21 protein-coding genes are annotated in these 21,040 nt (G+C 64.8%); 19 read left to right on the forward strand and 2 right to left on the reverse strand.

Going from position 1 to position 21,040, the window contains the following annotated elements; all coding sequences use genetic code 11:
• The first annotated feature begins 366 nt into the window (after nucleotides 1-366).
• The 12 genes from BLU88_RS08770 to dapF all read left to right on the forward strand — a co-directional run bounded on the left by BLU88_RS08770 (nucleotide 367) and on the right by dapF (nucleotide 12,106).
• Nucleotides 367-3,117: a DNA translocase FtsK gene (locus tag BLU88_RS08770; RefSeq protein ID WP_092012566.1), complete on the forward strand. Its 2,751-nt coding sequence runs from the start codon at nucleotides 367-369 to the stop codon at nucleotides 3,115-3,117.
• A gap of 125 nt (nucleotides 3,118-3,242) precedes the next feature.
• Nucleotides 3,243-3,893, forward strand: a complete 651-nt coding sequence (gene pgsA, locus BLU88_RS08775) for a CDP-diacylglycerol--glycerol-3-phosphate 3-phosphatidyltransferase (RefSeq protein WP_092012570.1) — start codon at nucleotides 3,243-3,245, stop codon at nucleotides 3,891-3,893.
• Nucleotides 3,886-4,425, forward strand: a complete 540-nt coding sequence (locus BLU88_RS08780; RefSeq protein WP_331712471.1) for a CinA family protein — start codon at nucleotides 3,886-3,888, stop codon at nucleotides 4,423-4,425. The genes pgsA and BLU88_RS08780 overlap by 8 nt, the downstream gene beginning before the upstream one ends.
• A gap of 177 nt (nucleotides 4,426-4,602) precedes the next feature.
• A complete protein-coding gene (locus BLU88_RS08785) occupies nucleotides 4,603-4,932 on the forward strand; it encodes a helix-turn-helix domain-containing protein (protein ID WP_092012573.1) in 330 nt (109 codons plus the stop codon).
• Entirely contained in the window at nucleotides 4,932-5,159 is a 228-nt protein-coding gene (locus BLU88_RS08790; RefSeq protein WP_025779743.1) for a DUF3046 domain-containing protein, read from the forward strand. Before BLU88_RS08785 ends, BLU88_RS08790 begins: the two co-directional genes overlap by 1 nt.
• A 131-nt stretch (nucleotides 5,160-5,290) precedes the next feature.
• Nucleotides 5,291-5,698 carry a VOC family protein gene (locus BLU88_RS08795; protein ID WP_092012576.1) on the forward strand — a complete coding sequence of 136 codons (408 nt, stop codon included), beginning with the start codon at nucleotides 5,291-5,293 and terminating at the stop codon, nucleotides 5,696-5,698.
• A gap of 191 nt (nucleotides 5,699-5,889) precedes the next feature.
• Nucleotides 5,890-6,981 (forward strand): recombinase RecA, encoded by a 1,092-nt coding sequence (gene recA / locus BLU88_RS08800; RefSeq protein ID WP_092012579.1) that lies wholly within the window; start codon nucleotides 5,890-5,892, stop codon nucleotides 6,979-6,981.
• Nucleotides 6,962-7,915 (forward strand): regulatory protein RecX, encoded by a 954-nt coding sequence (locus BLU88_RS18655; protein ID WP_231939695.1) that lies wholly within the window; start codon nucleotides 6,962-6,964, stop codon nucleotides 7,913-7,915. The genes recA and BLU88_RS18655 overlap by 20 nt, the downstream gene beginning before the upstream one ends.
• 35 nt (nucleotides 7,916-7,950) lie before the next feature.
• Complete coding sequence (gene miaB, locus BLU88_RS08810; RefSeq protein ID WP_092012582.1) at nucleotides 7,951-9,447, forward strand: tRNA (N6-isopentenyl adenosine(37)-C2)-methylthiotransferase MiaB; 1,497 nt, start codon at nucleotides 7,951-7,953, stop codon at nucleotides 9,445-9,447.
• A gap of 1 nt (nucleotide 9,448) precedes the next feature.
• Nucleotides 9,449-10,114: a hypothetical protein gene (locus BLU88_RS08815; protein WP_092012585.1), complete on the forward strand. Its 666-nt coding sequence runs from the start codon at nucleotides 9,449-9,451 to the stop codon at nucleotides 10,112-10,114.
• Nucleotides 10,115-10,120: 6 nt separating this feature from the next.
• A complete protein-coding gene (gene miaA, locus BLU88_RS08820; RefSeq protein ID WP_092012588.1) occupies nucleotides 10,121-11,041 on the forward strand; it encodes a tRNA (adenosine(37)-N6)-dimethylallyltransferase MiaA in 921 nt (306 codons plus the stop codon).
• Nucleotides 11,042-11,116: 75 nt separating this feature from the next.
• Nucleotides 11,117-12,106, forward strand: coding sequence for a diaminopimelate epimerase (gene dapF / locus BLU88_RS08825; protein ID WP_092012591.1), 990 nt, complete (start codon nucleotides 11,117-11,119; stop codon nucleotides 12,104-12,106).
• A gap of 30 nt (nucleotides 12,107-12,136) precedes the next feature.
• Here the strand turns inward: dapF and BLU88_RS08830 are convergent, their stop codons facing one another.
• Complete coding sequence (locus BLU88_RS08830) at nucleotides 12,137-12,751, reverse strand: class I SAM-dependent methyltransferase (protein ID WP_092012594.1); 615 nt, start codon at nucleotides 12,749-12,751, stop codon at nucleotides 12,137-12,139.
• A gap of 85 nt (nucleotides 12,752-12,836) precedes the next feature.
• Here BLU88_RS08830 and hflX point away from each other — a divergent pair, with 85 nt between their 5' ends.
• Together hflX and BLU88_RS08840 are read left to right on the forward strand one after the other, a co-directional pair.
• On the forward strand, nucleotides 12,837-14,309 hold the full coding sequence (gene hflX / locus BLU88_RS08835; protein WP_092012597.1) for a GTPase HflX: 1,473 nt from the start codon (nucleotides 12,837-12,839) through the stop codon (nucleotides 14,307-14,309).
• Nucleotides 14,306-16,276 (forward strand): ATP-dependent DNA helicase, encoded by a 1,971-nt coding sequence (locus tag BLU88_RS08840; RefSeq protein WP_092012600.1) that lies wholly within the window; start codon nucleotides 14,306-14,308, stop codon nucleotides 16,274-16,276. The genes hflX and BLU88_RS08840 overlap by 4 nt, the downstream gene beginning before the upstream one ends.
• A 211-nt stretch (nucleotides 16,277-16,487) precedes the next feature.
• On the opposite strand, the gene lexA is transcribed toward BLU88_RS08840, so the two are convergent.
• Nucleotides 16,488-17,243, reverse strand: a complete 756-nt coding sequence (gene lexA, locus BLU88_RS08845; RefSeq protein WP_092012603.1) for a transcriptional repressor LexA — start codon at nucleotides 17,241-17,243, stop codon at nucleotides 16,488-16,490.
• Between the two features lie 234 nt (nucleotides 17,244-17,477).
• On the opposite strand from lexA, the gene BLU88_RS08850 reads away from it, so the two are divergent.
• The 5 genes from BLU88_RS08850 (at nucleotide 17,478) to hisH (ending at nucleotide 20,993) form a co-directional block, all read left to right on the forward strand.
• Nucleotides 17,478-17,816 carry a LysM peptidoglycan-binding domain-containing protein gene (locus BLU88_RS08850; protein WP_092012606.1) on the forward strand — a complete coding sequence of 113 codons (339 nt, stop codon included), beginning with the start codon at nucleotides 17,478-17,480 and terminating at the stop codon, nucleotides 17,814-17,816.
• Nucleotides 17,817-17,954: 138 nt separating this feature from the next.
• Nucleotides 17,955-19,133: a histidinol-phosphate transaminase gene (locus BLU88_RS08855; RefSeq protein ID WP_231939696.1), complete on the forward strand. Its 1,179-nt coding sequence runs from the start codon at nucleotides 17,955-17,957 to the stop codon at nucleotides 19,131-19,133.
• On the forward strand, nucleotides 19,130-19,726 hold the full coding sequence (gene hisB / locus BLU88_RS08860; RefSeq protein ID WP_092012612.1) for an imidazoleglycerol-phosphate dehydratase HisB: 597 nt from the start codon (nucleotides 19,130-19,132) through the stop codon (nucleotides 19,724-19,726). The genes BLU88_RS08855 and hisB overlap by 4 nt, the downstream gene beginning before the upstream one ends.
• Nucleotides 19,723-20,325 carry a hypothetical protein gene (locus BLU88_RS08865; RefSeq protein WP_092012615.1) on the forward strand — a complete coding sequence of 201 codons (603 nt, stop codon included), beginning with the start codon at nucleotides 19,723-19,725 and terminating at the stop codon, nucleotides 20,323-20,325. Before hisB ends, BLU88_RS08865 begins: the two co-directional genes overlap by 4 nt.
• The gene (gene hisH, locus BLU88_RS08870) at nucleotides 20,322-20,993 is read left to right on the forward strand and encodes an imidazole glycerol phosphate synthase subunit HisH (protein ID WP_092012618.1); all 672 of its coding nucleotides are present in this window, start codon (nucleotides 20,322-20,324) and stop codon (nucleotides 20,991-20,993) included. Before BLU88_RS08865 ends, hisH begins: the two co-directional genes overlap by 4 nt.
• Nucleotides 20,994-21,040: the final 47 nt, after the last annotated feature.

The following is a 21,040-nucleotide window of genomic DNA, read 5'->3' on the forward strand; positions in this document are numbered from 1 at the left end:
AGATGCGGCCTGACGTGGACATTCACTCCGCATGTTGTCGAATGCAGCTCTTCCAAGATTCCGATCGGCACCACGCCGCCCTGTCTGACCTTCCCGCCAGCACCCCAGCTGACGTCGAAATCCACCCGACACGACCCGCCCGTCGAACCCGCAGCTGCCCGCCGCGCCACACGCCGAACCCTGCGGATTTGCTGGGCAGGAGCGCAATATCGTCCTAAGATGAGAGGCATGGCGACCAGAACGACTTCCCCCGCTTCTGGTTCCGGGAAACGCACAGCGCGCAAAAACGCTGGTCGGTCCGGCAAAGCGGGGACCGAAGAACCCGGGACAAATGTTGTCACCGGTGCATGGAGGGGAGTGGCCCACATGGCCGGAAACCGTGCGCGAAAGACTCTCAGCGACGAACCGACCGATCAGTCACCGACGAAGCGGGACGGCACCGCCTTCTTCCTCATCGGGCTCTCGGTCATCATCGCCGCCTTCGAATGGTGGAACTTCCCCGGCGCGATCAGCGACGGCGTCCGCGGAATCGTCGAAGGCACCTTCGGCCGCGTAGCACTCGTCCTGCCGGTGGTCTTCACCTGCTACGCGATCCGCCTGTTCCTGCGCGGTGACGACAACCGCGGTAACAACCGAATCCTCATCGGGATGATCTTCGGTCTGCTCGCCGCCTCGAGCCTGGCCCATATCGCCGCCGGCAACCCGACCTTCACGAACTCCCGCGAGGCCATGGCCAATGGGGGAGGCGCGCTCGGATTCGTCGTGTCCTCACCGCTGGTCATCGCGACCACCGTCTACGTGGCGGTGCCGCTGCTCGTGCTGCTTGGACTGTTCTCTCTGCTCGTGGTCACCGCGACACCGGTACGTGCGATTCCCCGTCGCCTCACTGACCTGTACTACCGCCTCACCGGCGGTGTCCGCCCCGGATCCGAATCGGCCGACACCAAGCAGTCCGACCTCGTTGCGGAGAACGGCCGGACCTCCGACCTCAAATCCGTGACCGGCACCAAACGCCGCGGCCGGAAGAAGAAGACCGACAACCCCGACTCCGCCGACGACGACGCCGTGACGAAGGCCTACGACAAGGCCTATATCCACGAGAACGATGTCAGCGACGAAGAAGCCGACACCACCCGGATCGAAACCGACCCGGAACCGAAGCTCAAGCCCGGCCAGCGCCGCCCGACCAAGGCCGAACGCGAGATGGCCGAGCTGAAGAAGACGATCGGGATGGACGACGACGCCGCAAACCAGGCGAAGAAGTCCGACCCCGCTGCCGCCTCGGCGCCGGTGCCGATCACGAACGCACCCGCACCCCCGCCCACGGAGCAGCTGCCCGAACGCGTCGAGCAGCTCACCCTGGCCGGCGACGTCACCTACACGCTGCCCGCCTCGGACAACCTCCAGCCCGGACCTCCCGCAAAGGAACGGTCAGAGGCCAACGACCGCGTAGTCGAAGCCCTGCGCGATGTGCTCGAGCAGTTCAAGATCGACGCCGAGGTCACCGGATTCTCCCGCGGCCCGACGGTCACCCGCTACGAGGTGGAGCTCGGCGCCGGCACGAAGGTCGAAAAGGTCACGGCCCTGTCGAAGAACATCGCCTACGCCGTGGCCAGCGCCGATGTGCGCATCCTCTCGCCGATCCCCGGCAAGAAGGCCATCGGCATCGAGATCCCGAACACCGACCGTGAGAACGTCGCCCTCGGTGATGTGCTGCGGTCGAAGGCCGCCCGCAAGACCGACCACCCGATGGTCATGGGCGTGGGCAAGGACGTCGAAGGCGGATTCGTCGTCGCCGACCTCTCGAAGATGCCCCACCTGCTGGTCGCCGGTGCCACCGGTGCCGGTAAGTCGAGCTTCGTGAACTCCATGATCACCTCGATCATGATGCGCGCGACCCCCGACGAGGTCCGCATGATCCTCGTCGACCCCAAACGCGTGGAGCTGACGATCTACGAAGGCATCCCGCATCTGATCACCCCGATCATCACGAACCCGAAGAAGGCCGCCGAGGCGCTCGAATGGGTCGTGCGCGAGATGGACGCCCGCTACGACGACCTCGCGAACTACGGGTTCAAACACGTCAAGGAGTTCAACAAGGCCGTCCGGGAGGGCCGCATCCAGCCGCCCGCCGGATCCGAGCGCGTCCTCCAGCCGTACCCGTACCTGCTGGTCGTCGTCGACGAGCTCGCCGACCTCATGATGGTCGCCCCGCGCGACGTCGAAGCTTCGATCCAGCGCATCACTCAGCTGGCCCGAGCCGCAGGCATCCACCTGATTCTCGCCACTCAGCGACCCAGCGTCGACGTCGTCACCGGCCTCATCAAGGCCAACGTGCCCTCGCGTCTGGCGTTCGCGACCTCGTCGCTGGCCGACTCGCGAGTCGTGCTCGACCAGCCCGGCGCGGAGAAGCTCATCGGTCAGGGTGACGCTCTGTTCCTGCCGATGGGTGCGGCCAAGCCGATGCGTGTCCAGGGAGCCTGGGTCAACGAGTCCGAGATCGAGAAGGTCGTCGACCACGTCAAGAGCCAGCTGAAGCCGAACTACCGCGAAGACGTGGCGGTCGAAGCACCGAAGAAGCAGATCGACGAGGACATCGGAGACGACCTCGAACTGCTGCTCCAGGCGATCGAGCAGGTCGTGACCACTCAGTTCGGATCGACCTCGATGCTCCAGCGCAAGCTGCGCGTCGGCTTCGCGAAGGCCGGTCGCCTCATGGACCTCATGGAGTCCCGCGGAATCGTCGGCCCCTCCGAGGGCTCGAAGGCACGCGATGTGCTCGTGCGCCCTGATGATCTGCCGGGCACCCTGGCGATCATCAAGGGCGAGACCCCGCCCGATGATGACTCGTCCGGTGCCGCGGCCGAACCCGCCGGTCAGGGTCACTCCGGACACGCCTCTGCGGCGGGGGACTACGACGAGGAGTTCGAGGACTTCGGTCAGTCGTCCGGCAGCGGAACGGCGGCCGATGGCTCCGGTGGTTCCAGCGGCTCCGACCGCTATGCGAACGGAGTCGGCCATGCCGGCGACCTCACCGTCGGCGACATCGACCCGGAGACCGGACTCGAGGTCGTCGAAGCCAGCGGAGAGGACGCCTGGCAGCTCACCGGCCGCTGATCCGGTCCGAACCCCACCCCTCGCCGAGGCGGCGCACCGTACCGACGGTGCGCCGCCTCGGCGATAGTGGTTGAGGTACCACTGGTTGGAATGATCTGCACAGCTCACTCCGATAGGCTGGACGTGTGAACGATCGAGTCGAGGCCGGAGCCTCAAAGCAGCCCTCTGCAGAACCGAGTCCGTGGAATGTGCCGAACGCGCTCACGGTGCTGCGCATCCTCTTGGTGCCCCTGTTCCTCGTGTTCCTGTTGGCCGACGGCGGCAACGATGTGACACTGCGCTGGTGGGCTCTCGTCGTGTTCCTGCTGGCCATGTTCACCGACTTCGTCGACGGCTACCTGGCCAGGCGGGACAACCTCATCACGAACTTCGGCAAGATCGCCGATCCCATCGCCGACAAATCACTCATGGCCGCCGCACTCATCGGTCTGGCGATCATAGTCGAACTGCCGTGGTGGGTGCCCGTGATCATCCTCGTCCGCGAACTCGGAATCACCGTGCTGCGGTTTTTCATGATCCGCATCGCCGTCATGCCGGCCTCACGCGGTGGCAAGATCAAGACCGTGCTGCAGACAGCGGCGATCGGACTGTTCCTGCTGGTGTTCCCGCTCTCAGCTGTGGTGCCCCCGGTCGTCTACGTCATCCTGCTCGTCCTTGCGTGGATCATCATGACCGCGGCGATTGTCGTCACCATCGTCACCGGCGTCGACTACTGTGTGCAGGCGGCGAAGCTGTACAAGGACGCGAAGAACGGCGGGAACAAGCAGCGTGGCTGATTCCGATCTGATGGCGACTGCGCGGCGGACCATCTCCACCTGCTCTCAGCTGGGGATCTCGCTGGCGTCGGCGGAGTCGCTGACCGGCGGACGATTCGTCGCCTCGCTCGTTGATGTGCCGGGCGCCTCGGCCGTGGTGCGCGGGGGACTGGTCACATACGCCACCGACCTCAAAGCGAGCCTGGCCGGAGTCGATGCCGACCACCTCGAGGAGACCGGTCCGATCGATCCGGTCGTGGCCGCGCAGATGGCCGTCGGCACGGCTGTGCAGTGCGTGGCCGATATCGGAATCTCCTGCACCGGAGTCGCCGGTCCCGATCCGCAGGACGACAAACCCGTCGGACTCGTCTATACGGCGATCGCCTTCGGTGGGAAGGCCAAGGTCTTCGAGCACGAGTTCACCGGTGACCGCGATTCCATCCGCAGCCAGACGGTCCAGGCGATGGCGGTCAACCTCGACGAATTCGTCGGCGAACTCGCATTCGGGCCGGTTGCGGGGCCGGGAAAGGGCCGCGGGGACCTCGAGGAATAAGTCTGTCCGCCGCGGGGTTGACTGAGTGATGACCATCGGACGAAATTTCTCCAAAGTCTTCGAATGGACTGGCAATACCATCCGCTCGGGGCGCCAGGTTGGTGCAGTGTCACGGCCAGGTTGTAAGGTAGTTGGAACTACATTGACGGGACGCGCTGACAAAGGGAGGGCCGCGTTATGTTACTGAGAGTCGAAATCGGCGACGCACTACGTTCCGCCCGCCGTCGTCAAGGACGCACCCTTCGCGATGTCTCGACCGGGGCCAGCGTTTCGCTCGGCTACCTCAGCGAGATCGAGCGCGGACAGAAGGAAGCCTCCTCGGAGCTGCTGTCGGCGATCTGTGAAGCACTCGACCTGCCTCTGTCGGCACTGCTGTCGTCGGTGTCTGATCGCTTCGCCCTCGAAGAGGGCGTGCAGATCCCCGATACCATTCCGCAGGAGCTCTCGGACAAGATCCTCGGCCACCCTGAGGGATTCTCTTCTCCGCGCCTGGCCGCCAAGCCCTGATGCGGCACACGCTCTACTGGATCCTCATGAACGAGGAGTTCGGTGAGGCTCGTGCCGCCTCCCTGCACACCGACCTCACTCTGAGCTCCCTCGGTTCGCGGACCGCTGCGCAGGCATTCGAAGCCGGCGTCGAACCCCGCGACATCTGGATCGCCGTGTGCGATTCCATGGGCGTTCCCGAATCCCGTCGCCTCGGCAAAGAAAAGCCGCGCTCGACCCCGTTCTGAACGATGTTCGGCGCTGTTCTCAGCGATGCTCAGCACCATCCTGATCGATGGGAGGTGTTCAACTCTGTCCGGTCGGAGACGTCCCGGTATTGTTCTGCGGGCGCGGCATCGCCCGCGTGTAGACTGACCGTATGAATCAGGCTGTCCCGTTCATCACTCTTCAGCCCAGCCGCGGCCAGAGCGCAGCCGAGGCTATGGAGACCTACCTCGAGGTCTTCGCGGACGGACGCGTGATCCTCGACCATCGCTACGGTTCCGAAGGACCTGGCGCAGAGGGCACGGTCATCATGTCCGAAATCGAAGTCGCCGGACAGAGACTGCGCTTCAGCGACAGCTTCGTCGCACACGAGTGGGACATCACTCCTGGTGTGTCACTCATGGTCGACTGCGAATCGACCGGGGAGCTCGAGCGTCTCTTCGCTGCGCTGAGCGAGCAGGGAACTGTGTACATGCCGCTCGACGATTACGGATTCGGACCATTCGGGTGGGTGGGCGACCGCTTCGGACTCACCTGGCAGCTGGGCCTCGCATCGGCTTAGGTCTCGCAGAGACACGCGACACACGTGAATATATAGAACACCTGTTCCCATGTGGGTTATCCTGGTGAGGAATCACGGGACCTGTGACCATGAGTGGCTGGTTATCCACGGGGGAATCGCATCCTCTGTCGTTATGTCAGTGCCATCTTCTAGCCTTGGTCTCAACGGAAAAGCAACGAAGAGGAGACGTCATGGCACGTACACCCAAGAACCTCCAGGTTCCCACCGGCGGAGACAAGTCGAAGGCGCTCGAAGCCGCTATGGGCCAGATCGATCGCAACTACGGCAAGGGCGCGATCATGCGCCTCGGTGACGGTGTGCGCGAGCCCATCGCCTCCATCCCGACCGGCTCGGTCGCCCTCGACATCGCACTGGGCATCGGCGGTCTGCCGCGCGGTCGCGTCGTCGAGATCTACGGCCCGGAATCATCCGGTAAGACGACCGTGGCTCTCCACGCCGTGGCGAATGCTCAGAAGGCCGGCGGAATCGCCGGGTTCATCGATGCTGAGCACGCTCTCGACCCCGAGTACGCGAAGAAGCTCGGCGTCGACACCGATCAGCTCCTCGTCTCCCAGCCGGACACCGGTGAGCAGGCTCTCGAGATCGCCGATATGCTCATCCGGTCCGGTGCCCTCGACATCATCGTCATCGACTCCGTCGCAGCGCTGGTGCCCAAGGCCGAAATCGAAGGCGAGATGGGCGACAGCCACGTCGGTCTGCAGGCTCGTCTGATGTCGCAGGCTCTGCGTAAGATCACCGGTGCCCTGGCGCAGTCGAAGACCACTGCGATCTTCATCAACCAGCTGCGTGAGAAGGTCGGCGTCTTCTTCGGTTCGCCGGAGACCACCTCGGGTGGTAAGGCGCTGAAGTTCTATGCATCCGTGCGCATCGACGTCCGCCGCATCGAGACCCTCAAAGAAGGTCAGGACGCGGTCGGCAACCGAACCCGTGCGAAGATCGTGAAGAACAAGGTCGCCCCGCCGTTCAAGCAGGCCGAGTTCGACATCCTCTACGGTCAGGGCATCTCCCGCGAGGGCAGCCTCATCGATATGGGCGTCGACAACGGCATCGTGCGCAAGTCCGGATCCTGGTTCACCTACGATGGCGACCAGCTGGGCCAGGGCAAGGAGAACGTCCGCAACTTCCTCCGCGACAACCCCGGTCTGGCCGAAGAGATCGAGCTGAAGATCAAGCACAAGCTCGGACTGATCCAGGTCGACGAACCCGAGGACGACACCGAGGCAGCCGGAGAAGCACAGACGGATGACGTCGAAGTCTCCTGACGCTTCGTCGACTGAGACCGAGTCGATCGACGATGAGTCCACCGCATCGACCGACAAGGCCGGTGCGGGTGACTCCGATTCGACCGGCTCGCCTCAGACCGAGACGCTCTCCCAGCTGCGCAGCGCGATCTCGGAGATCGACCAACGCCATGCCGAAGGAGAGACCGGATTCTTCGCCGGTCTCTCCGGACTCGACGACGATGTCACCGGCGGCGGTCGAACCGGCAAACGGAAGAGTGTCGGCAAGACTGCCCGTTCGGGTACGAGCACGACTACGCGGCGGAAGAAGAAGTCCAGCAGCTGGAAACGACCAACGCAAGAACCGGACAACGGATGGGCCGAAGGCGGCACCGAATCGACCCCTGACTTCATCGACGTTCCCGACTTCCTTGACAGTGGAGACGACGGCGGACCGGACTTCGCTGCCGGGCCCGGACTGAGCTTCGACGAGGACGAAGACGACGCCCCGGACTTCGACGAGGACTACGCCCAGGCGAAGAAGACGGCGATGAACATGCTCGCCATGCGCGACCACTCCAGTGACGAACTGCGCAAGAAGCTTCTCAAACGCGATCTCATGCCCGAAGCGATCGATGTCCTCATCGAGAAGCTGCAGAACTCGCGCCTGCTCAACGACGAAGAATTCGCCCACCGCTTCGCACGGGCGCAGCGAGAGAACCGGAAACTCTCCCGGTCCGTGCTCAAACGCCAACTCAGCAAGAAAGGCATCAGCCCCGAACTGGCTTCCGAAGCCGTGGCCGACATCGACGGCGAGGAAGAGCTCGCCCGCGAAGTCGCCCAGAAGAAAGCAGACTCCACCCGGCGCCTCGACTATGCGGTGCGGGAGCGCCGGATCCTCGGCATGCTCGCCCGCCGCGGCTTCCCCTCGGCGATCTGCATCAAGGTCACACGGGAAGTGCTCGCCGAAGACTGAAATGGCACCTATGGAACGGCTAGAATGGGTGCGCCATGACTGAACTGATTGAATCCCCGACGACATCCGGCACCGCTCCTCGCAGCTACGAGGTCAAGACCTATGGATGTCAGATGAACGTGCACGACTCCGAGCGTCTGTCCGGACTGCTCGATGACGCCGGCTACGTTCAGGCGAACACCGACGACCAGGCCGACGTCGTCGTATTCAACACCTGTGCCGTTCGCGAAAACGCGGACAATCGTCTCTACGGCAACCTCGGCCAGCTCGCGAAGGTCAAAGAGAACCACCCCGGTCTCCAGATCGCCGTCGGCGGCTGCATGGCACAGAAGGACCGCGACACCATCGTGAAGAAGGCCCCCTGGGTCGACGTGGTCTTCGGCACCCACAACATGGGATCCCTGCCCGCGCTGCTCGAACGCGCCCGCCACAACGAGGAAGCTCAGGTCGAGATCCTCGAAAGCCTCGACGTATTCCCCTCGACCCTTCCCAGCCGCCGCGAATCCCAGCACTCCGGATGGGTGTCGATCTCGGTCGGCTGCAACAACACCTGCACCTTCTGCATCGTACCCAGCCTGCGCGGCAAGGAGAAGGACCGCCGACCCGGCGACATCCTCGCCGAGGTCGAAGCACTCGTCGCCGACGGAGTCGTCGAAGTCACCCTGCTTGGACAGAACGTCAACTCATACGGCGCCGAATTCCGCGACAAGGGCGCTTTCGCAAAGCTGCTGCGTGCCGTCGGCAACGTGGAGGGCATCGAGCGGGTCCGCTTCACCAGCCCGCACCCGGCCGCCTTCTCCGATGACGTCATCGACGCGATGGCTGAGACCCCGACGGTCATGCCGCAGCTGCACATGCCGCTGCAGTCTGGTTCGGACACGATCCTCAAATCAATGCGCCGCTCCTACCGGACTAAGCGGTTCATGAACATCCTCGACACCGTGCGCGAACGCATCCCGCACGCCGCCATCACCACCGACATCATCGTCGGCTTCCCCGGCGAGACAGAAGAGGACTTCCAAGGCACGATGGACATCGTCCGCCGCGCCCACTTCTCCCAGGCCTTCACCTTCCAGTACTCCATCCGCCCCGGCACACCGGCGGCCACGATGGACAACCAGGTGCCGAAAGACGTGGTTCAGGAACGGTTCGAACGCCTCACCGCGCTCCAGGACGAGATCGCCTGGGACGAGAACAAGACCCAGATCGGCCGTGAGGTCGAAGTGCTAGTGACCAAGCTGCCCCACGACGATTCCCCGCGACTGAGTGGACGAGCCGAAGACAACCGCCTGGTCCACGTTGGAATCCCCAAAGGCGCCCAGATGCCGCGGCCCGGCGACTTCGTCACCGCCACCATCACCGAGGCGAAGCCTTACTTCCTCCTCGCCGACTCCGGTTACTCGGTGCGCCCCTCCCGCGCCGGCGATGCCTATGACCGGGCACAGGCCGAGAGCTGCGGCGCACCGAGCCCGGGCCAGGGCTCGGCAGGATCGACGAACCTCGGCATGCCGACCATCCGCCCCCGCGGCTGAGATGGGCACCTTCGCCATCATCCCGGCAGCACCTGTGCTGCTCGAGGACATCGACCGTATCGAGACCACTCGAATGGTCGAACTGCGAACCGCCATCCGCGATACCGTGCGGACGCAGGCTGAGTGGGCTCTGCCGATCGAGGTCCTGCCGCCCGTAGCCGGGCTCGGCGGCTGGGGGATCGACCGTGGAGTCGACACCCGCACCGGCCGGCTCCTGACCGGGTCGGACTGGGGCGAGACCGTTGAAGCCCTGACACCGGAAGAACGCAGACTCGCCGAGGCGGCCGACCCCGCCATCATCGTCGCGATCCTTCACGCTCACGCCGCCGGCGTCGACATCGGCACGCTCGGAACGAGTGAGAATCTTCTGCTGCCGATCGATCTGTCGGGAGCTGCCACAGAGGACGCTCCCTTGGCCCCGGTCGACGGCGCCGCAGATTTCGACGCTGCGGTCATCGAGGCACTCACCTCCGGACCCACCATGGACACCGAAAGACTGTTCGAATTCTGCGATCGAGCGGACTCCGTGGCCGCGAATCTCAGTGCTCTCGCCGCCGGAATCCGATACGCCGTCAGCCGGAGTGCTCGTGTCTCGACGCTGGAGCCGATCGTCGACGAGCCCGTTCACGAAGTGCGCACACTCTGCGGCACCGGAACCTGGCAGTGAACGTCCATGACTGAGGACCGTTCGCCGATCATCACCGTCGTAGGCGCCACCGCCACCGGGAAATCGGATCTGGCGCTGGATCTGGCCGACCGCCTCGGCGGGGAGATCATCAACACGGATTCGATGCAGTTCTATCGGGGGATGGACATCGGAACGGCGAAGCTGCCGGTCGATGAGCGGCGGGGGATCCCGCACCATCTCATCGACATCCTCGACGTCACCGAAGAAGCGAACGTCCAAGATTTTCAGGCACGGGCTCGGGCCGCGATCGCGGACATCCGAGAGCGCGGACTGCGGCCTATCCTCGTCGGCGGGTCCGGGCTCTACGTGCGTGCCGCTGTCGATCATATGGAGTTCCCGGGCACCGACCCCGGGGTGCGGGCCCGCCTCGAGGCCGAGGTTGCCACCGACCGCTGGGCGCTGCACCAGAAGCTGCGCGAACTCGACCCTCAAGCGGCCGAGAAGATCACCGTCAACGATCAACGGCGAATCGCTCGAGCGCTCGAAGTCATCAAACTCACGGGACGTCCTTTCAGCGCCCAGCTGCCGGACTATCAGGAGATCGAACCGACCATCCACCTGGGACTGAACATGGACCGGGCCATTCTGCATGAGCGGATCGCCACACGTGTCGACCGCATGTGGGACCACGGATGGGTCGATGAAGTGACTCGGCTGCTCGAGGTCGGCCTGGCCGAAGGCAAGACCGCATCGCGCGCCATCGGATACGCGCAGATCCAGCGGCACCTGACCGGAGAACTCACCGCCGCCGAGGCGAAGGACGACACGACGATCCGCACGCGGCAGTTCGCACGCAGACAGGATACGTGGTTCCGTCGTGATCCGCGCATCTGCTGGATCGACGGCAGCGCCGCAGACGCCGAGCAGAATCTGGCGACAGCACTCGACGTGCTCGCCGCGTTCTGACGAAACGATGACTGCGATCGATGTCCTGAGCGGGCACTGAAGACCTGGCCGCTGCGTCACCGATACCATGGAGCCATGAGCACTCCGGATACCCCGTTCGTCGCCTGGACCGATGCCGCCTTCGTCAAGGGGCACGGCACCCAGAACGACTTCGTTCTGATCTCCGACGACGATAGCAAGTTGGAAATGCATCCCGAGACCGTCGCCACGCTCGCCGACCGACGTGCCGGGCTCGGTGCCGACGGCATCATCCGCATCGTGCGCTCCGCAGCCAGTCGCATCCCGGGAGCCGCCGAACAGGCCGAAGCCGGTGCCGAATGGTTCATGGACTACTACAACAACGACGGCAGCCTCTCCGAGATGTGCGGCAATGGCGTCCGCGTCTTCTCCCATACTCTCGTGACCAGCGGCCGCGTCTCCGCCGATGCCCGCGAAATCCTCGTGGGTACACGCGACGGAATCAAGACCGTGCGCACCACCCTCAACCCGGCACTCGGCGTCCAGACCGGAGACGACGTCGTCGACACCGGCACACCCGGACCCGGAACCGCCAGCGATGCTTGGTACACGATTGATATGGGCGAATGGTCACTCGACCCCTCGAACAGCGTGCTCGTGACCACTGGCGGCATCGAAGTCGCCCGCCCCGGACTGAGCGTGAGCACCGGCAACCCGCACACGGTCGTCGCCTTGGCCGAGAATGCTGAACTCGCAGCAGCCGAACTGCGCGACGCGCCCGTCCTCGACCCCGTCCCGGCCCAGGGATCCAACGTCGAATACATCGTCATGGAACCCGCCCGATCTGATGTGGCCGGGGGAGAAGGCGCCCTGCGCATGCGCGTGTTCGAACGCGGCGTCGGTGAGACCCGCTCCTGCGGAACCGGCGCTTGCGCGGCCGCAATCGCAGCCCACCACTGGGCCGGCGAGAAGTCGCCTCTGCAGTGGCGAGTCGACGTCCCCGGTGGTCAGCTGCGCATCGAAATCGACCCGAACGCCGACGGTACGAGTGGGCGCGTCAGCCTCGCCGGCCCCGCGGTGCTCGTCGCCAGCGGCACGATCAGCTGAGCCGGACGTGGGAAGGGCTGAGCGGACCGCTCAGCCGCGTTCGATCGTGAGCACGCGGAAGCCCTTTGACGACCCTGTCCGAGTGACCGAATACCCGTCGCCGAGCATCCCGGCGATCCACTTCTGCAGGGAATCGGCACCGAGGTTCTTCGACACGACGAGGTCGGCCTGCCCGCCAGGAGCCAGGCGCGGCAGCCATGTCTCCAGTAGTTCGTGCAGCGCTTCCTTGCCGATGCGGATCGGCGGATTCGAGCGGATCGCAGCGAACTGCAGGTCCTCTGGAACATCTGCGGCCGTGACGGTGTTGATCGTCTCGAGTCCCAGCCTGCGCGCATTCGCCGCGGTGGTCTCCAGGGACCGGGAGTTGACGTCGAGTGCCCACACTCGCACAGCCACCTCGGCGGACTGGGCATCCAGGGCCGTGTGCAGGGCGATCGGCCCCCAACCGCAGCCGAGGTCGAGGATATCCCCGGCCGGCGGCTGAGGCAGATGCCGCAGCAGAACGGCCGTCCCGAGGTCGAGGCGAGTGGGCGAAAAGGTGCCTGATACGGTTTCGACGGTGACGGCGCGGCCGGCCAACTCGAGGTTCAGCTCCCGCGACTTGGCTTCGCTGCTCGGCGATTCGGTGAAATAGTGCTCTGACACAGTTTCAGTCTAGACGGCTGTGGGAGAATTGATGGACACCACTGTCGGTGCGAATGGCCGCCGACGGCACAGAACAAAGGAATGAATGACGTCTGAAGACAAAGAGCGTCGCAACGCGATGCTCGACCGTGTGCTCTCCCGAGGCGCCCAAGCCCTCGATGATCACGACACCACCCCCGAGGACGACCAGTTCGACCTCGCCGAGCGCGCCGCGCTCACCCGCGTCGCCGGACTCTCCACCGAGCTCGAAGACATCACCGAGGTCGAATACCGACAGGTCCGCCTCGAACGCGTCGTCCTCGCCGGCATCTGGAACGGCACCCAGGCCGAAGCCGAGAACTCGATCCGCGAACTCGCCGCCCTAGCCGAAACCGCCGGTTCCGAAGTCCTCGACGCGCTCATCCAGCGTCGCGATAAGCCCGACCCAGGCACTTACCTCGGCAAAGGCAAGGCCGCCGAGCTCGCCGAGGTCGTCGCCAGCGTCGGCGCCGACACTGTGATCATCGACTCCGAACTCGCTCCCAGCCAGAGGCGCGGACTCGAGGACGTCATCAAGGTCAAGGTCGTCGACCGCGTCGCGCTCATCCTCGACATCTTCGCCCAGCACGCGAAATCCCGCGAGGGCAAGGCTCAGGTCGAACTCGCCCAACTCGAATACCTCCTGCCGCGACTGCGCGGTTGGGGTGAGTCGCTGTCCCGGCAGGCCGGTGGCCGCGTGGCAGGCGGTGCCGGAATCGGCTCCCGCGGACCAGGTGAGACGAAGATCGAACTCGACCGCCGCCGTATTCGCGCGCGTATGTCGAAGCTGCGCCGTGAGATCAACGCCATGGCGCCTTCCCGGGCGACGAAGCGGAAGAACCGCGCCCGCCACCACGTCCCGTCCGTCGCGATCGTCGGATACACGAACGCGGGCAAGTCCTCCCTGCTCAACCTGCTCACCAACGCCGAGGTGATGGTGCAGAACGCCCTGTTCGCCACCCTCGATCCGACCGTCCGCCAGGCCAAGACCGCCGATGGCATCGCCTTCACCTACACCGACACCGTCGGATTCGTCCGCAATCTGCCCCACCAGCTCGTCGAAGCCTTCCGCTCGACCCTGGAGGAGGCGGCCGGTTCGGATCTGCTCCTCCACGTCGTCGACGCCTCCCACCCGGATCCACACGGGCAGATCCAAGCCGTGCGCGACGTCCTCGGCGACGTCGATACTGGGGACATCCCCGAACTCCTTGTGTTCAACAAGTCCGATCTCGCCGAGGAAGCCGTGATCACCGGGCTGCGCACGGAGTATCCCGATGCGCAGTTCGTCTCCGCCGTATCGAAAGAAGGCATCGACGACCTCATCGAGGCCATCGAGAATCGTCTTCCCGTCCCGGACATCGACATGACCGTGCTCATTCCTTATGAACGCGGTGACCTCGTGTCGAAGATCTACGCCCTCGGTACGGTCGAACACGAATCGTACGGGACGGAGGGCACCAGTATGCAGGTCAAGGTGCCGGCCGAACTCGTCGACGAACTCCGCGAATTCCAACGTCCTGACCTGGTCATCGACGAGTGAAAGAAGTCGACAACCTCCTCGAATCCGCCGTCGGCGCCATCGGCGGATCGCCACGAGAAGGTCAGCAGGAGATGGCGCAGGCGGTCGCCTCGGCGCTGGACAAGGGAATCCACCTGCTTGTGCAGGCGGGAACCGGCACTGGAAAATCCTTGGCCTACCTTGTGCCCGCAGCCGAATACGCTACCCGCACCGGCGGGAAGGTCGTCGTGTCCACGGCGACCCTGGCCTTGCAGACGCAGATCATCCACCGCGATCTGCCCAGGCTGTTCAAAGCCGTGAAGAAGGACCTCGATCCGCTGCCCCGGGCGGCACTGCTCAAAGGGCGGCGGAACTATGTGTGCAAGCACAAGCTCGCCGGCGGATACCCTGACGAGGGGGAGGGGATGCTCTTCGACCTCGGTGCCGACGCTGAGGCGGGACGCAAACCCACCGAACGTTCGGGCCTGGGGGAGGAGATCCAACGGATTCGCATCTGGGAGAAGACCACCGACACCGGCGACCGCGACGACCTGCTGCCCGGCGTCAGTGATCGTGCCTGGTCACAGGTGTCCGTCAACGCCTTCGACTGCCTCGGTTCGAACTGCCCGCTGTTCACCGAATGCTTCGCCGAAATAGCACGGAACAAGGCGGCCGAAGCCGATATCGTCGTGACGAACCACGCCCTGCTGGCCATAGACGCCTTCGGGGAATCGAACGTGCTGCCCGAACACGACGTCATCATCATCGACGAGGCTCACGAGCTCAAAGATCGGGTGACCAGCGCCCTGTCCGGGCAGATCAACACGAGCATGCTCTCGGCGGCGACGAGTTCCGTGCGCAAACACACGACGGTCCAGGACGGCGTCGTCTCCCTGCTGGACTCCGCGGCAGCGGCACTCGAACGCGCCCAGAAATCGGTGCCCGAAGGACTTATTCTGCACATCAGTGAGGCTCTCGGACTGGCCCTGACGCAGATCCGCGACTCCGCCCGCCAGATCATCAACGACATCGGAGGCAGGACCGAGGACGCCGACGCCGGTCGCCAGATGGCCAAGGCCCGTTGCCAGGAGATCTTCGAACTCGCCGAACGCTTCTGCGATCCGGGCAAGAACGACGTCATCTGGCTCTCGCGCTCGACCTTCAGAGAGAAGGAGACGACGAACATCGTTGTCGCGCCCCTGAGCGTGGCCGGCACTATGCGCAACGGCATCTTCGAAGAATCCACGGTCGTGGCCACCTCGGCGACTCTGTCCCTGGGCGGCAACTTCGACGCGGTCGCAGCCTCGTTGGGACTCTTCGGCCCAGATGCCCCGAAGTGGGACAGCCTCGATGTCGGATCGCCCTTCGACTACGGCAAACAGGGCATCCTCTACGTCGCTTCCCATCTGCCGAAACCCGGGCGCAGCGGACTGAGCGAAGAAGCGCTGACCGAACTCGAAGAACTCGTCGAATCCTCGAACGGTGGGGCATTGGGCCTGTTCTCCTCCCGGGCGGCGGCCAACGCGGCGGCCGAGCACCTGCGGAAGAAGTTCGATTTCCCGATCCTGCTCCAAGGCGATGACGGACTGCCCGCCCTCGTCTCACAATTCACGGCCGACGACCAGACCTGCCTGTTCGGAACCATGTCACTGTGGCAGGGAGTCGATGTGCCGGGACGAACGAACCGCCTGGTCATCATCGACCGTCTGCCGTTCCCACGCCCCGACGACCCGCTCATGCAGGCGCGAGCGCGCGATGCCGACCAGCGGGGAGTCAACGGATTCATGGCGGTGTCGGCCACACACGCCGCACTGCGTCTGGCTCAGGGAGCCGGACGGCTCATCCGGTCGACCAAGGACAGGGGAGTGGTGGCCGTGCTCGACTCGCGGCTGCGCTCGGCCCGGTATGCCGGGTTCCTCGTCAACTCGATGCCGAGGATGTGGCCGACGACGAACTCCGGTCTCGTCCGCAAGAGCCTGGCGAGGCTGGCCGAAACCGACGAGGGATGACAGAAAGCCCGCGACCGAACCGGGTGCGGGCCTTTGTGTTCAGACTGCGGAGCCGCCATATGACGGGGAGCGCCGGCCAATCAGTCTTTGAAAGTGGCGAAAAGTCTGAAATCCTTCGTGAAATCAGACTTTTCGCCACATCCAATGGCTCGGGCCTCCGACGTGCGCGGAAACGAGGCGGCTCAGGCCTCCGTTGCGCGCCGGCCGAGGATCAGAGGCGGCGGATGACGGCGACGACGAGGCCCATGATCTGCGCGTAGGTGCCGTCGATGGGTTCGTAGTTCTCGTTCTGCGGCATCAGCCACTGCTGGCCTGCCTTGCGCTTGAGCGTCTTCACCGTGGCCTCACCGTCGAGCAGGGCGGCGACGATCTGACCATTGTCAGCGGTGTGCTGCTTGCGCACGACCACCCAGTCGTCGTGGCAGATGGCGGCTTCGATCATCGAATCGCCGACGACCTTGAGCAGGAACATCTCACCGGAGCCGACGACCTGGGTCGGCAGGGAGAAGACATCGTCGACTTCCTGCTCGGCCAGGATCGGGCCGCCGGCGGCGATGCGTCCGACGACCGGCACCTGCACGGTGTTGTTGGCCAGCTCCTCGTACTTCGCGCGTTCGGCCTCTTCCTCTTCGAACGGATTGACCACTTCGATGGCACGCGGACGCTTCGGGTCGCGGCGGACATAGCCGAGGCGTTCGAGCTGGGAGAGCTGATGGGCGACGCTGGAGAGGGAGGCTAACCCGGCGGCCTTGCCGATCTCGCGCATGCTCGGCGGGTAGCCGTTGGTGACGACGGCACGTTCGATGGTCTCAAGCACGAGACGCTGACGGGGAGTGAGGCGGAAGTCGCCCTCACCGGATGACCCCTCAGGGATCTGGACGACGTCGTCATCGGTGCGAGCGGCAGCGATCTCGCTGGCAACATCTTCGTTGCGAGGCCTGCCTCTGCCTCGTTTGTTCTGAACCATTGCTCGTTCCCCTTCGTTCTATTCCCTGCCGCTGAACGCCGTGATCTCCGCTACGGAAATTCTCGTGTCAGTGCCGACTGAGATGGTTCTGACAGATCAATCAACAACGCTGGTTCCCTCCCATTGTCGCATAGATGTTCGAGTTGGACTGGACATTTGTTCGATTGGCATGTTGAATAGAACAGACGTTCTACCAATTGCTGGTGGAATCGTACGAATGAAAGAGGTAATGCGATGTCTGCACAGAACACCGAGCTGCACCTGACCCCTCGTGGACGCCAGGCTGTGCGCCTTCTCCGGACCCTGCTCGTCGCTCTCGTCGTCATCGGCGGAGCGGTCCTCCTCGCCACCCAGTCGTTCTCGGCCGCTGCCGTCGCCGAATCGGAGACGGAGAGCATCGGCATCGACGCCGAGGCGGTCGTCGTCGGTGAGGGCGAATCGCTGTGGACCGTGGCGTCGAACCTCGGCATCGACCGCGACACCCGCGATGTCATTGCCGATATCGTCGAGATCAACCACCTGGACACCCCGACGGTTCACCCCGGCCAAACTCTCGACGTCCCCGTCCGCTGAGGTCGGAACCTGCTCGACCGGCAGGATGCCGGCCCGACTGGCAGCGTGCTGACCCATCCGATCGGGTGAGCCGACCAGCGGATCTCGATGCCCGACCCGCCGCCCGGGCGGCGGGGGCCTCTCGGTAGAATGATCGCCGTGGGAAACATCGACTCTCTGCCTGTGCGTTCAGACCTCGTCGGCCTCAAGCCGTACGGGGCACCGCACCTCAATGTGCCGGTCCAGCTCAACGTCAACGAGAACGCCTATCCGCTTCCGGACGTCGTCGTCGACAGCATGCGCGCAGCCGTCGACGATCACTTCGCCGGTCTCAATCGATATCCCGATCGCGAATTCACCGCACTGCGCGAACACCTCGTCACCTATCTGGACGGTGTGAACGAACGCGCCGGAGACTCCGTCGAACTCGACCCCTCCATGATCTGGGCCGCCAACGGCTCGAACGAAGTGCTCAGCCATATAGTTCAGGCCTTCGGTGGGCCGGGCCGCACCGTCTTAGGCTTCACCCCCTCGTATTCGATGCACCCGCTCATCACCACAGGTACGGGTGCCGAATGGCAGCACGTCGAACGCAAGGACGACTTCACTCTCGCCGCGGAGACGGTCGCCGCCGAGGTGGCTCGGGTGAATCCGGACATCGTCTTCCTGTGCACTCCGAACAATCCGACCGGTACGTCGATCGGCCTCGACGTCATCGAAGCCGCCTACGACAACTGTTCGGGAATCGTCATCGTCGACGAGGCGTATGCGGAGTTCTCCCGCCCCGCCAAAACCTCGGCGATGACACTGCTCGAGGGCCGGCCCCGCCTCGTCGTCTCCCGCACCATGAGCAAGGCCTTCGCCTGCGCCGGACTGCGCTTGGGCTATGCCATCGCCGCACCCGAGCTCATCGATGTCCTCCGCCTCGTCCGACTGCCCTACCACCTGTCCGAGGTCACCCAGGTGCTGGCCTGCACGGCGCTCGAACACGCTGAGCTGCTGCTGGGCAACGTCGACCGGCTCATCGACTCACGCAATCGGATGGCCGGCCACCTCGCCGAGGCGGGCTTCACCGTCCACGACAGCGATTCGAACTTCGTCCTCTTCGGCAATATCGCCTCACCGGCAGATCTGTGGCAGAAACTCCTCGACCGCGGAGTGCTCATCCGCGATATCGGCATCACCGGCCACGCCCGTGTCAACGCCGGAACCGAGGAGGAGACCGAAGCGTTCCTGACCGCCATCGACGAGATCCTCGCCGAAGACCCGGACATCCTCTTCGACCGTCCGCAGTCTCCCACCCCGTCCTCAGCCGCCCCGACGAAAGGCACTCCATGAGGCAGGCCCAGAACTCACGCACCACGTCCGAGTCCACGGTGTCCGTGTCCGTCGACCTCGACGGCACCGGCACCTCGACCATCTCGACGGGCGTGCCGTTCTTCGACCACATGCTCACCGCCCTGTCGAAGCACTCGATGATCGATCTCGACATCACCGCCACCGGCGACACTCACATCGACGTCCACCATACCGTCGAAGACACCTCGATCGTGCTCGGCCAGACGCTGCGGGAAGCGCTCGGCGACAAGGTCGGAATCCGCCGCTACGGATTCGCCGCCGTGCCCCTGGACGAAGCCCTGGCTCGGTGCGTTGTCGACGTCTCCGGCCGCCCCTACTTCGTCCACGAAGGCGAACCCGAAGGCCAGCAGTACCACCTCATCGGCGGTCACTTCACCGGTTCGATGACCTCCCACTCGCTGGAATCCATCGCCTTCAACGCCGGTCTGACCGTCCACCTCGACCTCATCCGGGGCCGCGACCCGCACCACATCGTCGAAGCCGAGTTCAAGGCCTTCGCCCGAGCGCTGCGCGAAGCCGTCGAAACCGACCCGCGCAGCAACTCCGTTCCCAGCACCAAGGGAGTCCTGTGAGCACCACTGTCATCGTGACCCCTTTCGGGGTCGCCCAGCAGCTGGCCGCCGCCTGCGTACTGTCGAACATCTCCGGCACCATCGTGCCGATCGGCGAGTTCAGCGGAATCGTCCTCGCTGACACCGACGTCAAAGCCGGCAACGAGGCGGCCGCCGCGATCTCGAAGCTCGCCGGCAAGCACGAGGTGCTCCTGCTCGTGCGCAGCGAAGAGCAGATCGACGCCGGCCACTACAGCCACGGCGCCCGCGAATCCGATGTGCCGGCCGGACTGGCGCTGAAGAACCTGCCCGATGTGCTCGAAGGTCTGCTGCTCGAAACCGTTGCCGCCGACGATGTCGAAGGCAGCATCAGAACCGATTCGATGACGAAGCTGCAGGCCAGCGCCGCCACAATGAGCCCGGGGCGGGCCGCCATGGCACGCACGGCACTGCTGTGGATCATCGCCGCCGTTCTCGCCGGACTCGTCACCGCCTTCGGCATCGCGCTGGCGCTGGGTGGGAACACCGTCGCGTGGGTCGTCGCCGCACTCGGCGCCGTCGTCCTCGGATTCTCCCTGTGGAGAATCTGGTCGGTGCTGAGCAAGGGGGCGAAACGATGACGACGGTCGCTGTCCTCGACTACGGAGCCGGCAACGTCCGCTCCGCCGTGCGTGCGGTCGCTGCAGCCGGCGCCGAGGTCACGCTCACCGCCGACCATGACGTCATCAATGACTCCGACGGATTGCTGGTTCCCGGCGTCGGCGCCTTTTCGGCCGTGATGGCCGGACTGGAGAACGTCGGGGGAGTCGATCTCATCCGAGCCCGCCACGATCAGGGCCGACCGCTGCTCGGCATCTGCGTCGGCCTGCAGGTGTTCTTCGCCCGTGGTGTCGAACACGGGGTGAAGACCGAGGGCATCGGACTGTGGCCCGGAGCCGTCACCGGCCTCGAGGCCCCGGTCATCCCGCATATGGGGTGGTCGACGGTCAACGCTCCCGCAGACTCGGCCATGTTCGCCGGCATCGGAGATGAACGCTTCTACTTCGTCCATTCCTACGCCGCGACCGAGCCGCCGACGAACACGTCGGTGACCACCGCCCGTCACGGCGGCGACTTCATCGCCGCCGTCGAAGACGGCACCACCTGGGCAGCACAGTTCCATCCCGAGAAATCCTCCGAGGCGGGCGCCAAGTTGCTGCGCAATTGGCTCGCCTCGTTCTCCGCCGACAGCAGCCCGGGCAGCACCGGCAGCTCCGGCACCAACCCCACAGACTCACTCAGCTCCTGACCGAGCACACCGACTATGGTTGCCCGCAAACCCCGTGGCACCCTGGC

The organism is Brevibacterium siliguriense, assembly GCF_900105315.1.
Lineage (GTDB): Bacteria > Actinomycetota > Actinomycetes > Actinomycetales > Brevibacteriaceae > Brevibacterium > Brevibacterium siliguriense.